10 protein-coding genes and 1 pseudogene are annotated in these 13237 nt (G+C 67.5%); 5 read left to right on the top strand and 6 right to left on the bottom strand.

The features are described from left to right. From H289_RS29470 to rpmF, 6 genes and pseudogenes are all read right to left on the bottom strand, one after another. Positions 1-203: pseudogene (locus tag H289_RS29470) on the bottom strand (MspA family porin); the annotation flags it as partial. A 612-nt stretch (positions 204-815) separates the two neighbouring features. Further along, positions 816-1340 carry a MogA/MoaB family molybdenum cofactor biosynthesis protein gene (locus tag H289_RS0101845; RefSeq protein ID WP_133763292.1) on the bottom strand — a complete coding sequence of 175 codons (525 nt, stop codon included), beginning with the start codon at positions 1338-1340 and terminating at the stop codon, positions 816-818. Positions 1341-1360: 20 nt separating this feature from the next. Further along, a complete protein-coding gene (locus tag H289_RS0101840) occupies positions 1361-2791 on the bottom strand; it encodes a S1C family serine protease (protein WP_020099050.1) in 1431 nt (476 codons plus the stop codon). A gap of 111 nt (positions 2792-2902) precedes the next feature. Beyond that, positions 2903-4387 carry a HAMP domain-containing sensor histidine kinase gene (locus H289_RS0101835; protein ID WP_051128373.1) on the bottom strand — a complete coding sequence of 495 codons (1485 nt, stop codon included), beginning with the start codon at positions 4385-4387 and terminating at the stop codon, positions 2903-2905. A gap of 53 nt (positions 4388-4440) precedes the next feature. After that, positions 4441-5127 carry a response regulator transcription factor gene (locus tag H289_RS0101830; protein ID WP_020099048.1) on the bottom strand — a complete coding sequence of 229 codons (687 nt, stop codon included), beginning with the start codon at positions 5125-5127 and terminating at the stop codon, positions 4441-4443. A 78-nt stretch (positions 5128-5205) separates the two neighbouring features. Continuing rightward, the gene (gene rpmF, locus H289_RS0101825) at positions 5206-5382 is read right to left on the bottom strand and encodes a 50S ribosomal protein L32 (protein WP_029104679.1); all 177 of its coding nucleotides are present in this window, start codon (positions 5380-5382) and stop codon (positions 5206-5208) included. A 225-nt stretch (positions 5383-5607) separates the two neighbouring features. Between rpmF and H289_RS0101820 the strand changes: the two genes are divergently transcribed. Genes H289_RS0101820 through H289_RS0101800 form a run of 5 tightly spaced genes read left to right on the top strand, consistent with a single transcriptional unit; the run spans position 5608 to position 13227 of the window. Further along, complete coding sequence (locus H289_RS0101820) at positions 5608-7323, top strand: acyclic terpene utilization AtuA family protein (protein WP_036419931.1); 1716 nt, start codon at positions 5608-5610, stop codon at positions 7321-7323. After that, a complete protein-coding gene (locus tag H289_RS0101815) occupies positions 7320-8468 on the top strand; it encodes an acyl-CoA dehydrogenase family protein (protein ID WP_020099045.1) in 1149 nt (382 codons plus the stop codon). The genes H289_RS0101820 and H289_RS0101815 overlap by 4 nt, the downstream gene beginning before the upstream one ends. A 31-nt stretch (positions 8469-8499) precedes the next feature. Continuing rightward, the gene (locus H289_RS0101810) at positions 8500-10095 is read left to right on the top strand and encodes an acyl-CoA carboxylase subunit beta (RefSeq protein ID WP_020099044.1); all 1596 of its coding nucleotides are present in this window, start codon (positions 8500-8502) and stop codon (positions 10093-10095) included. A gap of 13 nt (positions 10096-10108) precedes the next feature. Then, positions 10109-12067 (top strand): ATP-binding protein, encoded by a 1959-nt coding sequence (locus tag H289_RS0101805; protein WP_020099043.1) that lies wholly within the window; start codon positions 10109-10111, stop codon positions 12065-12067. Positions 12068-12069: 2 nt separating this feature from the next. Continuing rightward, a complete protein-coding gene (locus H289_RS0101800; RefSeq protein WP_020099042.1) occupies positions 12070-13227 on the top strand; it encodes an acyl-CoA dehydrogenase family protein in 1158 nt (385 codons plus the stop codon). The last annotated feature ends 10 nt before the right edge of the window (positions 13228-13237 follow it).

Below are 13237 nucleotides of genomic sequence, written 5' to 3'. Positions count from 1 at the left end.
AACCACTCACGGGTCAGCCGGTTGCGGTCAAGAGGAAACACACCGTTGAGGAACGTGTCCCACTGCTGCACCGTCAACGTCCGATCCTGGCCATCAACCAGGCTCAGCTCATTGTCCAGACCCGCATGGGACGTACCCGCCCCGAAAAACAGCGACGCCAGCGCCGCCACCAGTGCTACCAGCACCCGACTGAATGCCTTCATATTCTCCCTAGCTCAGTAGGCGGTGCCAGCAAGCTGACCGCGCGACCGTTGCAAGAACTCCATCTACGCCCGCAGGCGAAGTTCAAATGTCGTTCTTACCTTTTGCTCATCGTTGACACGAGGAAGATATCGGCGTACTCACCGTCCGGCAATGCGAACGGCGTAAAGACCGCGAAGATATTCCCGGTCCGGAAAAGTTTGCTGGGAACTAGCTGCAGGCTGACGTCGACCCCACCGACCGGTTGGGCCGAAACAAGACGGAAACATACCCTCAACGAGGCCGCTGACCGGCGCAATCAGGAGTTAACCTGATTCGCGGCCAGCCGTTGTGAGAACAGCGTGCTCAGCGGTGGTGCGGCGGAACGTTGTCGCGTAGCCAGCGATCCCGGTCACCATCCCCCGAATCTCGCTGATCGTTACATTCGTCGCGGGTAACGTCGGGCAAAACGTCGCCGAACACCTTGTTAACTAGGTCGCGCGAGGGCTGTGTATCACTCATCACAAGCCATCCCGAGTGTGATCAAGATCACACCTTTGCCAAATTGAAGGGTTCACGTGGGACGAGCCCATGACCACTCCGTTCGACCATCGAGCCCCATCGGAGCTCAGCTATCAGATATCGAGGCTCGACAGCTGCGCGATGATGTACGCCGCCAACGGGCCCAGCGTCGCCATACCGTCGCGCACCGACGCACGCGAGCCGGCGATGTTGACCACCAGCGTGCTTCCCGAGACCCCGGCCAGGCCACGCGAGAGCCCCGCGTCCGAAATACCCGCGGCGAGGCCCGAGGAACGCAGCGCCTCGGCGATGCCCAGCAACTCCCGATCCAGCATGGTGCGGGTGGCTTCCGGCGTGACATCGCGCGGGCTGACGCCGGTGCCGCCGACGGAGATGACCAGGTCGACACCACCGATCACCGCGGTGTTCAGGGCATTGCGAATCTCGATCTCATCGGCCGGGACCACGACGACGCCGTCGACGAGGAAGCCGGCCTCACCGAGCAGTTCGGTGACCAACGGGCCGCTGTGATCCTCTTCGCCGTGCGCGGTCCGGTCATCCACGACCACGACGAGTGCACGCCCGGCCAATTCCCCTGCCTGTTCCATGCCTGTCACCGTATATCCCGCCTCTGACATCGAACTCCGCCCCGTTCCCATCACTGCTGCGCCTTACCCAGGGTCACCTGAACGGTCTGCGGTTTGCCCGCGGTGTCCAGGTAGGTCAACGTGACCTTGTCTCCGGGCGCCTTCGAGCGCACCGCGGCCACCAGCGCATCGGCGCTGCTGATGACGCGGTCGTCCACCTTGGTCACCACCACACCGCTGGGCAGGCCGGCCGACTGGGCCGCGCCGCCGTTGGTGACGTCGACGATCTTGGCGCCGTCGATGGTCTTGTCGTTGCCAACCTGCACGCCGAGCGACGCATGGCTCGCGATGCCGTTCTTGATCAGCTCGTCGGCGATGCGCTTGGCCTGGTCCACCGGAATGGCGAAGCCCAGGCCGATCGAGCCGCTCTGCGACTGGCCGGAATCCCCGCCGAGCGTCGCGATCGCCGAGTTGATGCCGACCAGCTCGCCGCTCATGTTGACGAGCGCGCCACCGGAGTTGCCGGGGTTGATCGCGGCATCGGTCTGGATGGCGTCCAGCACGGTGTTCTGGTTCTTGGCGTCACCACCGGCGGCGACGGGACGATTCAGCGAGCTGATGATGCCCTCGGTCACGGTGCCCTGCAGACCGAGCGGCGAACCGACGGCCACCACCTGCTGGCCCACCACCAGGTTGGACGACGAGCCCAGCGAGATGGGCGTCAGGCCCGAGACGCCCTTGGCCCGCACGACCGCGATGTCACTGCTCGGATCCGTCCCGACGATCTGGAACGTCGTGGTGTTACCGGTGTTGAACGTGACCTTGGTCTGCACCGGCGGAGCACCGGGGGGCGGGGCGTCTTTGGCGCCGGCCACCACGTGGTTGTTGGTGAGGATGAGCCCGTCCGCGGACAGGATGATGCCCGAGCCTTCCTCGGAGGCCCGCCCCATGTCGGTCTCGAGCTTCACGACGCTGGGCACCACCTTGGCCGCGACCTGCTCGACCGAACCGATCGGCGCGTTCCCGGCGTGCTGTCCGCGGGCCGAACCGCCCAACGAGGTCGAACTGCTCGAGTAATCGGGCTGGGCCAGCATCACGATGCCGCCGCCGATGCCCGCCGACACCAGGGCAACCGCTGCCATTCCGGCGATCAAAGGCCCTGTGCGGGAACGATTTTGCGGCCGCGGTGCGATGGTCGGCCGGCCATTGTGCGACCCGTTGCGGTAGGGGTCGTGCGGCTGCGAACCGTACTGCTGGGTCGAGTACTGGCCGTACGAGCCGGTCGCGTGTTGCCCGGTCTGATGCTGCCCCGTCTGGTACTGACCGGTGGCGTAGTTGCCCGTCGGGTACTGCCCCGTGGTCTGCGGCTGCTGGTGCGTGGCGTAGCGCCAGTCGTATGACGACCCCTGCTGCGGCGACGCGCCATAGCCGGGCGCGGATTGATAGGAATCAGGACGCCGACCGGACTCGGGCTGCTGCGAGTACCTCGGGTGATTCGTCATTACTGGTCGACACTCTTCCTGTATTTCCGATCCGTTGCCGGGACAACGAACGACATGACCTGACGGTGCCCATTCGGGCTGAGAATCCACTGAGACACCACAGGCCGCACCCTAGACTTCCTCCCCCGTCCGGGCAGGTTCATTTTCCGTGGTCAGGCCCGTTACGTCCAGCGCAGAAGGGCGGTGTGTTGCGGTCACGCCGGAGGGGCGTCCCGGCAACACGAGATGGATCGACGTGCCCGGCGGCGTCCCGCCCGGCACGGTGTCCTCAATCCGCAGTGCGCCACCGTGTTTGAGCACCACCTGCTTGACGATGGCCAGTCCCAGACCGGAGCCGGGCATCGCCCGCGCCGTGGTCGACCGGTAGAAACGCTCGAACACCAGGCCCCGCTCCTGCGGCGGAATACCCGGCCCCCAGTCGGAGACCACCAGCTCCGCGTGCGTCGGATTGATGCGTCCGAGCCGGACCCGCACCACCGAGCCGGCCGGACTCCACTTGGCGGCGTTGTCGAGCAGGTTCAGCACGGCCCGGGACAGCCCGGCCCCGTCGCCGTACACCTGCCAGCCGGCGATGTCGACGTCGAAGTCAATGTCGTTGCGGCGGCGGCGAACTCGTTCCAGGCTGCGCTCGACGACCTCGGCCATCTCGACGGGCTCGTGGACCGTCACCGCGGCATCATCGCGGGTCAGGTCGACCAGGTCGCCGACGAGGGTCGACAGTTCCTCGATCTGGGCGATGACGTCGGATTGCAGACCCGCCATCTCCTCCTCGGGGAACGGCGGCGCGCCGGGTGCCATGGCCGCCATCAACAGCTCGACATTGGTCCGCAGCGAGGTCAGCGGTGTGCGCAATTCATGACCGGCGTCCGACACCAAGCGGGCCTGCCGATCTCTCGACTCGGCGAGCGCGCGCAACATCATGTTGAAAGCCTCTGTCAGCCTGGCCAATTCGTCATTGCCGTACACCGGGATGGGACGCAGATCATCGGTGCGGGCCACGCGTTCGGTGGCCTCGGTCAACCGGGCCACGGGTCTCAGCCCGGTCCGCGCTACCGTGCCACCGGCGATGGCGGCGACGGCCATGCCTATTCCACCCACGATGAGCAAAATGGTGCCGAGACGTTTGAGCACCTGGCTGGTGGGCCAGAGGTTCTTGGAGATCAGCAGCGAGTTGCCCGACTGCAGGTGGACCGCCAGCACGCGCTGATAGTTGGTGGTACGCAACGACATCAGCAGCTTGCCGGCGATGACGTCCTTCTCCGGCGTCCCGAGCGGCAGCGTCTGCCCCTGCTGGTTCGCGGTGTAGATGGACTGCCCCGGGATCACGTACATCGCGTTGACGTCCGAGTACGCGGTGCCCTCGATGGCCTTGCCGGGGTCGACGGCCAGGGAACCGCTCTCGATGAGCAGTTGCGCGCGGCTGTGCAGCTGGTTGTCGATGTCGCCGTACAGCGCCTTGGACACCACGACGTACACCGCGACCGACATGAGGACGACGACCATCGCCACCATCGACATCGCGAGCAGCATGACGCGCCATTTCAGCGACACCGAGCTGGCATCGTGTTGCACTGTGCCGTCCGGCGTCACCGGCATCTGCGGTACTTCCCGCATCTTCCGGTCCACCGCGACGCGAAGCCGGTCGAGCATCAGGGCGGGGTCTCACGCAGCACGTAACCCACACCGCGGACGGTGTGGATCAGGCGCGGTTCTCCCTCGGCCTCGGTCTTGCGGCGCAGGTAACCGACGTAGACCTCAAGGGCATTGCCCGACGTCGGAAAATCGAAGCCCCACACCTCTTCGAGGATCCGGCTGCGGCTGAGCACCCGGCGCGGGTTGTGGATGAGCATCTCGAGCAGCGAGAACTCGGTGCGGGTCAGGCTGATAGACCGGGAGCCCCGGGTGACCTCACGCGTCACCGGATCGAGGCTGAGGTCCGAGAACGTCAGCGCGGCCGACTCGGCGCCGTCGGCGGGGCCGGTCCGGCGGAGCAGGGCCCGCATCCGTGCGAGGAGTTCCTCGAGTGCGAATGGCTTCGGCAGGTAGTCGTCAGCACCGGCGTCGAGGCCGGCGACCCGCTCATCGATCGAGTCACGGGCCGTCAGCATCAGCACGGGAAGGTCGTCGCCGCTGCTGCGCAGCTGACGGCAGACTCCGCGCCCGTCCAGCCGGGGCATCATGTCGTCGAGCACGACGGCGTCGGGCCGGTCGCTGGAGATGCGCTCCAGCGCCTCGACACCGTCTTGAGCCAGTTCGACCGAGTACCCGTTGAAAGTCAGTGACCGACGCAGTGATTCGCGTACAGCGCGGTCATCGTCGACTACAAGGATTCGCACAGGCACAGTCTCACCCCACCATCTGAGAGTGGACTGAGAAGACGCGCCACGCGGGCGCGAGAAAAACCGTCAGTCGGTTCAGGCGCGGCGGTCGAGGTCGATCAGACCCAGACGCGCGGCCTTGAGCAGACGACGCGGCACCTTGTGCGCCTGACCTGCGACGTTCACGCTGACCAGACCAGTGGCCTCGGCCTTCCACTGCGCGCGACGGCTACGGGTGTTCGAGCGCGACATCCTGCGCTTGGGCACAGCCATGATGTGCACCTCTCTAACTAAACGGAATTGCTTGCGGTCGGCCGCGTCGCGAACAAGTAGGGCCAATGGCCTCTCTATTGCTCCCGCGTGCGCAGCGATTGCACCTCAGGATAGCCGTCGACCTGCGTAGGCTCCAAAACGTCGCCCCAACCGGGCAACACGCAACCCCCAGCCCCCTTGACTCGGTACCGCTAGTACCGACTAACCTCCCTACCGGTTGGTTGAATGACGGGAGTGTGTGTGACATCACCAGCAGTCCGGATCGGAAACTGCTCAGGGTTCTACGGCGACCGGCTGGCGGCGATGCACGAGATGCTCGCCGGGGGTGAGCTGGACTACCTGACCGGCGACTACCTCGCCGAGCTGACCATGCTGATCCTCGCGCGGGACCGGGCCAAGAACGCCGACCTCGGATACGCCAAGACCTTCCTGCGCCAACTGGAGCAGTCCCTGGGCCTGGCCCTGGACCAGGGCGTGAAGATCGTCGCCAACGCCGGCGGCCTCAATCCGGCCGGCCTGGCAGCCGCGGTACGCGCCCTGGCCGACAAGCTCGGGCTGTCGGTGAACGTCGCACACGTCGAGGGTGACGACCTGGTGGCGCGCGCCGACGAGCTCGGCTTCGGCACCCCGCTGTCGGCCAATGCCTACCTCGGTGCCTGGGGCATCGTGGACTGCCTGAAGTCCGGCGCCGACGTCGTCGTCACCGGCCGGGTCACCGACGCCTCGGTGATCGTCGGACCGGCCGCCGCGCACTTCGGCTGGACCCGCACCGACTACGACGCACTTGCGGGCGCGATCGCCGCCGGCCACGTCATCGAATGCGGCACGCAGGCCACCGGTGGCAATTTCAGCTTCTTCACCGAGATCCCCGACCTGATCCGTCCCGGGTTCCCGCTGGCGGAGATCGCGGCGGACGGCTCGTCGGTGATCACCAAGCACCCGGGCACCGGGGGCCGCGTCAGCGTCGACACCGTCACCGCGCAGCTGCTGTACGAGATCACCGGGGCGCGCTATGCCAATCCCGACGCCACTCTGCGGGTCGACTCGCTCGAGCTGTCCGCCGACGGTGAAGACCGGGTCCGCATCTCGGGCGTGCGCGGCGAGGCGCCGCCGCCCACGTTGAAGGTGTCGCTCAACAGCATCGGCGGCTTCCGCAACGCTGCGTCGTTCATCCTCACCGGCCTGGACATCGAGGCGAAGGCGGACCTGCTGCAGCGCCAGCTGGAAGCCAGCATCGCGGCGCGCCCGGCCGAGTTGCAGTGGACCCTGGCCCGCACCGATCATCCCGACGCCGACACCGAGGAACGCGCCAGCGCGCTGCTGCACTGCGTGGTGCGCGACCCCGATCCGGCCAAGGTCGGCCGCCAGTTCTCCGCGGCGGCAGTCGAACTCGCACTCGCCAGCTACCCGGGCTTCACCACCACCGCACCCCCGGGCGACGGCCAGGTGTACGGCCTGTTCAAGCCCGGCTACGTCGACGCGGCCCTGGTGCCGCACGTGGCGGTACATGCCGACGGCACCCGGGTCGACATCGCGCCGTCCGCGCAGACGCTGGAGTTGGGGCCCGTCGCCGACCCGGCGCTGCCGGATCCGCTGCCTGCCGGACCGACGCGTCGAGCACCACTGGGCACCATCGCCGGGGCCCGCAGCGGCGACAAGGGCGGGTCGGCCAATGTCGGCGTCTGGGTCCGCACGGATGCCCAATGGCGTTGGCTGGCACACACATTGACGGTCGAGAAACTGCGTGAGCTGCTGCCCGAGGCGGCCGAGCTGCCCGTCACCCGGCATCTGCTGCCCAATCTGCGCGCCATCAACTTCGTCATCGAGGGCATCCTCGGCGAAGGCGTCGCGTACCAGGCCCGATTCGATCCCCAGGCCAAGGGCCTCGGGGAATGGCTACGAACCCGTCATCTCGACATCCCGGAGGAACTGATTTCGTGAGCATCTGGACCACGCCCGAACGTGACGCACTGCGAAAGACCGTGCGCGCGTTCGCCGAACGCGAGATCCTGCCCCACGTCGATGAGTGGGAACGCAGCGGCGAGCTGCCCCGTTCGCTGCACGAGGCAGCCGGTGCGGCCGGCCTGCTGGGCGCCCAGGCGCCCGAATCCGTCGGTGGCGGGGGCGGCGACGGTGCCGACGCCGTGATCGTCTGCGAGGAACTGCATTACGCCGGCGTGCCCGGCGGCGTCTTCGCGTCGCTGTTCACCTGCGGCATCTCCACGCCGCACATGATCGCCTCCGGCGATCAGCGGCTGATCGACATCTATGTGCGACCGACGTTGCAGGGCAAGATGATCGGCTCACTGGCCATCACCGAACCCGGCGGCGGCTCCGACGTCGGGCACCTGACGACCCGCGCCGACCGCGACGGCGACGACTTCATCATCAACGGCGCCAAGACCTACATCACCTCCGGTGTGCGCGCCGACTATGTCGTGACCGCGGTCCGCACCGGAGGCCCTGGCGCAGCCGGTGTTTCGCTGATCGTGGTGGATAAGGACACGCCGGGCTTCACCGTCAGCCGCAAGCTGGAGAAGATGGGCTGGCGTTCGTCGGACACCGCCGAGCTGTCCTACGTCGACGTCCGCGTCCCGGCCGCCAACCTGGTCGGGCCCGAGAACTCCGGCTTCCTGCAGATCGCCGGCGCGTTCGTCTCCGAGCGCGTCGGGCTCGCCGCGCAGGCCTACGCGAGCGCGCAGCGCTGCCTGGACCTGACCGTGCAGTGGTGCCGCGACCGGGAGACCTTCGGCCGGCCGCTGATCTCGCGCCAGTCGGTGCAGAACACCCTGGCCGAGATGGCCCGGCGCATCGACGTTGCCCGGGTCTACACGCACCATCTGGTCGAGCGCGAGCTGGCCGGCGAGACGAACCTGATCGCCGAAGTGTGCTTCGCCAAGAACACGGCCGTCGAAGCCGGCGAGTGGGTGGCCAACGCCGGGGTCCAGTTGTTCGGCGGCATGGGCTACATGGCCGAGTCGGAAATCGAACGGCAGTACCGCGACATGCGCATCATCGGTATCGGCGGCGGCACCACCGAGATTCTCACCTCGCTGGCCGCCAAGACGTTGGGATTCCAGTCGTGACACAAGCAAGTAGCGGAGCGGATTGCGCATCATGACCCAGCTCAAATCCACACTCAATTCTGCGTCGGCCGGCTACACCGAGGCCGCCGCGGCGATGACGGCCAAGCTCACCGAGCTGGACGCCGAGCACGCCAAGGCCCTGGCCGGTGGCGGCGCGAAATATGTTGACCGCCACCATGCCCGCGGCAAGCTGACCGCGCGCGAGCGCATCGAGCAGCTCGTGGATCCGGACTCGCCGTTCCTGGAGCTGAGCCCGTTGGCAGCGTGGGGCAGCGACTTCGTCGTCGGTGCCAGCCTCGTCACCGGCATCGGTGTGGTCGAGGGCGTCGAGTGCCTGATCGTGGCCAACGATCCGACCGTCAAGGGCGGCACGAGCAACCCGTGGACGCTCAAGAAGATCCTGCGCGCCAACCAGATTGCCCGCGAGAACCGGCTGCCGGTGATCTCCATGGTCGAGTCGGGCGGCGCGGATCTGCCCACGCAGAAGGAGATCTTCATCCCCGGCGGTGCGATGTTCCGGGATCTGACCCGGCTGTCGGCCGAGGGCATCCCGACCATCGCGCTGGTGTTCGGCAACTCGACCGCCGGCGGCGCCTACATCCCCGGCATGTCCGACCACGTGGTGATGATCAAGGAGCGCTCGAAGGTTTTCCTGGCCGGCCCGCCGCTGGTCAAGATGGCCACCGGCGAGGAGTCCGATGACGAATCCCTCGGCGGCGCCGAAATGCACTCCCGCACATCGGGTCTCGGCGACTACTTCGCCCACGACGAGCTCGACGCCATCCGCATCGGCCGGCGCATCGTGGCCCGGCTGAACTGGCGCAAGCAGGGCCCGACGCCGGCACCGGTCGTGCCGCCGCTGTACCCCGAAGACGAACTGCTCGGCATCGTCGGCGCCGATCTGCGCATCCCGTTCGATCCACGGGACGTCATCGCCCGCATCGTCGACGGCTCGGACTTCGACGAGTTCAAGCCGCTGTACGGCTCCTCGCTGGTGACCGGCTGGGCCACGCTGTGGGGCTACCCCGTCGGCATCCTGGCCAACGCGCGCGGCGTGTTGTTCAGCGAGGAATCCCAGAAGGCCACACAGTTCATCCAGCTGGCCAACCGCTCCGACACGCCATTGTTGTTCCTGCACAACACGACCGGCTACATGGTCGGCAAGGCGTACGAGGAAGGCGGGATGATCAAGCACGGCTCGATGATGATCAACGCCGTCTCCAATTCGAAGGTGCCGCACATCTCGCTGCTGATCGGCGCCTCCTACGGCGCCGGCCATTACGGCATGTGCGGCCGTGCCTACGACCCCCGGTTCCTGTTCGCCTGGCCCAGCGCGAAGTCCGCGGTGATGGGTGGCGCGCAGCTGGCCGGTGTGCTCTCGATCGTCAGCCGCGCCGCCACCGAAGCCCGGGGCGGCCAGGTCGACGAAGCTGCCGACGCGGCCCTGCGGGCCGCCGTCGAAGCGCAGATCGACGCCGAATCACTGCCGGCGTTCCTGTCCGGCAGGCTCTACGACGACGGCATAATCGACCCCCGCGACACCCGCACCGTGCTGGGAATGTGCTTGTCCGCCATTGCCAATGCCCCGATCGAGGGGACGTCGAACTTCGGCGTCTTCCGCATGTGAGTTGAGAACCCAGATGATCACGAAAGTTCTTGTCGCCAACCGCGGGGAAATCGCCCGCCGGGTGTTCGCCACCTGCCGCCGGCTCGGCATCGGCACCGTCGCGGTCTACACCGACCCCGACGCCGCGTCCCCGCACGTCGCCGAAGCCGACGACCGGGTGCGGCTCGAGGGCCGCACCGGGTATCTCGACGCCGCCCAGCTGATCGCCGCCGCCAAAGCGTCCGGCGCCGACGCGATACATCCCGGGTACGGATTCCTCTCGGAGAACCCGGATTTCGCGGCCGCGGTGCAGGATGCCGGGCTGACGTGGATCGGTCCGCCGGTGGCGGCCGTGCAGGCCATGGGCTCCAAGATCGAGGCCAAGAAGCTGATGTCGGCGGCCGGCGTTCCGGTGCTCACCGAGCTGGACCCCGACACCGTCACCGCCGACCAACTGCCGGTGCTGATCAAGGCCTCCGCCGGCGGCGGCGGCCGCGGCATGCGGGTCGTTCGCGAATTGTCCGCGCTGCCGGCCGAAGTCGCGGCCGCACAACGCGAGGCCCAGTCCGCGTTCGGTGATCCGACGGTGTTCTGCGAGCGTTACCTGGCCAGCGGCCACCACATCGAGGTCCAGGTGATGGCCGACGCGCACGGCACGGTGTGGGCCGTCGGCGAACGCGAATGCTCCATTCAGCGGCGGCACCAGAAGGTCATCGAGGAAGCGCCGTCCCCGCTCGTGGAGCGGACGCCGGGCATGCGCGCCAAGCTGTTCGAGGCCGCCCGGCTGGCAGCGACCGCCATCGGATACACCGGCGCCGGCACCGTCGAGTTCATGTCCGACGGAGGTGGCGACTTCTTCTTCCTGGAGATGAACACCCGCCTGCAGGTCGAGCACCCGGTCACCGAGGAGACCACCGGACTCGACCTGGTCGAGCTGCAGCTCGATGTGGCCGACGGGGGTGCGCTCGCCGCGGAACCGCCCACAACGCAGGGACATTCGATCGAGGCCCGGCTCTACGCCGAAGACCCGGCCAAGGACTGGCAGCCGCAGGCCGGCACAGTGCACCGATTCGACGTGCCGGGCGTCCGCACCGAGTTCAGCCTGCTGGGCCGCGCCGGAACACGCGTCGACTCCGGCATCGTCGACGGTTCGGTGGTGTCGGTGTTCTACGACCCGATGCTGGCCAAGGTCATCTCGTTCGCGCCGACCCGGGACCGGGCCGCGGCGATCCTCGCCGACGCGCTGTCCCGCGCGCGCATCCACGGCCTGCGCACCAACCGCGACCTGTTGGTGAATGTGTTGCGGCACCCCGCTTTCCTGGCCGGCGACACCGACACCGCGTTCTTCGACACCCACGGCCTGGCCGAACTCGCGGCACCGGCGGACACCGACGTCACGCTGGCCGCCGTCGCCGCGGCCCTGGCCGATGCGGCGCACAACCGCGCCACGGCAACAGTTTTCGCCGCCGCACCGAGCGGTTGGCGCAACCTCGCGTCGGGCTACCAGAGCCGTTCGTACAGTGACGCGGCCGGCGCCGAGCACCAGGTGCGGTACCGGTACACCCGCGACGGCGTCGAACTGCCCGACCTCGACGACGTCACCGTCGTGACCGCCGAACCCGCCCGAGTAGTGTTGTCGGTCAACGGAGTTGAGCGGTCGTTCGACGTCGCGCGTTACGACGCCGATGTGTTCGTCGACTCCCCCGCCGGGGCCGTGCACCTCGTGGCCCGGCCGCGCTTCCCCGACCCGGACGCGGCCGTCGCCCAAGGTTCGCTGCTGGCGCCGATGCCCGGACTGGTGGTCCGAGTCGGCGCTGCCGTCGGCGATGCCGTCACCGCCGGCCAGCCCCTCATCTGGCTGGAAGCCATGAAGATGGAACACACCATCGCCGCACCGGATTCCGGTGTGCTCGCCGAACTCAACGTGCAACCCGGCCAGCAGGTCGATGTCGGTGCCGTGCTCGCCCGTGTAGAAACCCCCGAAGGAGAATGACAATGAGCTTCATCGAATCCGACGAGCGCAAGGCGCTCCGCGAGGCCGTAGTCGCGATGGCCTCGAAGTTCGGCCAGGACTACTTCCTGGAGAAGGCCCGCGCCGGCCAGCACACCGACGAATTATGGTCCGAGGCAGGCAAACACGGGTTCCTGGGCGTGAACATGCCCGAGGAGTACGGCGGCGGTGGCGCCGGCATGTACGAGCTGAGCCTGGTCATGGAAGAGATGGCCGCCAATGGCTGTCCGCTGCTGATGATGGTGGTCTCGTCGGCCATCAACGGCACCATCATCTCGAAGTACGGCACCGAAGAGCAGAAGAAGCGCTGGGTCCCGGGGCTGGCGGACGGCTCGCTCACCATGGCCTTCGCGATCACCGAACCCGACGCCGGCTCCAACAGCCACCGCATCACCACGACGGCGCGCCGCGATGGCGGCGACTGGATCCTGTCCGGCCAGAAGGTGTTCATCTCGGGCATCGACCAGGCTGACGCCGTGCTCGTCGTCGGCCGGACCGAGGACCACAAGACCGGCAACCTCAAGCCGGCACTGTTCGTGGTCCCGACCGATGCGCCGGGCCTGAGCTGGACCAAGATCGAGATGGAGATCATCAGTCCCGAGAGCCAGTTCCAGGTGTTCCTGGACGAGGTGCGGCTGCCCGCCGATGCACTCGTCGGCTCCGAGGACGCCGCGATCGCGCAGCTGTTCGCGGGCCTGAACCCGGAACGGATCATCGGTGCGGCCATGGCCGTCGGCACCGGCCGGCTGGCGATCCGCACCGCGACCGAGTACGTCAAGACCCGTCAGGTCTGGAAGGTGCCGATCGGTTCGCACCAGGGCATCTCGCACCCGCTGGCGCAGATCCACATCGAACTCGAGCTGGCCAAGCTGATGATGCAGAAGGCCGCCACGCTGTACGACGCGGGTGACGACTTCGGTGCCGCCGAAGCCGCCAACATGGCCAAGTACGCCGCCGGTGAGGCCTCGGTGCGCGCCGTCGATCAGGCCGTGCAGTCGCTCGGTGGCAACGGCCTGACCAAGGAGTACGGCATCGCCGCCGCGGTCACGGCGTCGCGACTGGCACGCATCGCTCCGGTCAGCCGTGAGATGGTGCTTAACTTCGTGGCGCAGACCTCGCTCGGTCTGCCTCGCTCGTACTGACAGGGAAGTC

It is taken from the genome of Mycobacterium sp. 360MFTsu5.1 (assembly GCF_000383495.1).
GTDB classification, from domain to species: domain Bacteria; phylum Actinomycetota; class Actinomycetes; order Mycobacteriales; family Mycobacteriaceae; genus Mycobacterium; species Mycobacterium mucogenicum_B.
Note: the sequence above shows the minus strand (reverse complement) of the source record. Positions and strands in the feature narration are given on the sequence as shown.

Coding starts and splice junctions, on each gene's coding strand:
- H289_RS0101835 (WP_051128373.1), bottom strand. CDS start 4,387: ATGCCGGTGACGCCGGACGGCACAGTGCAACACGATGCCAGCTCGGTG.
- H289_RS0101845 (WP_133763292.1), bottom strand. CDS start 1,340: ATGTCAGAGGCGGGATATACGGTGACAGGCATGGAACAGGCAGGGGAA.
- H289_RS0101805 (WP_020099043.1), top strand. CDS start 10,109: ATGATCACGAAAGTTCTTGTCGCCAACCGCGGGGAAATCGCCCGCCGG.
- H289_RS0101820 (WP_036419931.1), top strand. CDS start 5,608: ATGACGGGAGTGTGTGTGACATCACCAGCAGTCCGGATCGGAAACTGC.
- H289_RS0101840 (WP_020099050.1), bottom strand. CDS start 2,791: ATGACGAATCACCCGAGGTACTCGCAGCAGCCCGAGTCCGGTCGGCGT.
- H289_RS0101800 (WP_020099042.1), top strand. CDS start 12,070: ATGAGCTTCATCGAATCCGACGAGCGCAAGGCGCTCCGCGAGGCCGTA.
- H289_RS0101810 (WP_020099044.1), top strand. CDS start 8,500: ATGACCCAGCTCAAATCCACACTCAATTCTGCGTCGGCCGGCTACACC.
- rpmF (WP_029104679.1), bottom strand. CDS start 5,382: ATGGCTGTGCCCAAGCGCAGGATGTCGCGCTCGAACACCCGTAGCCGT.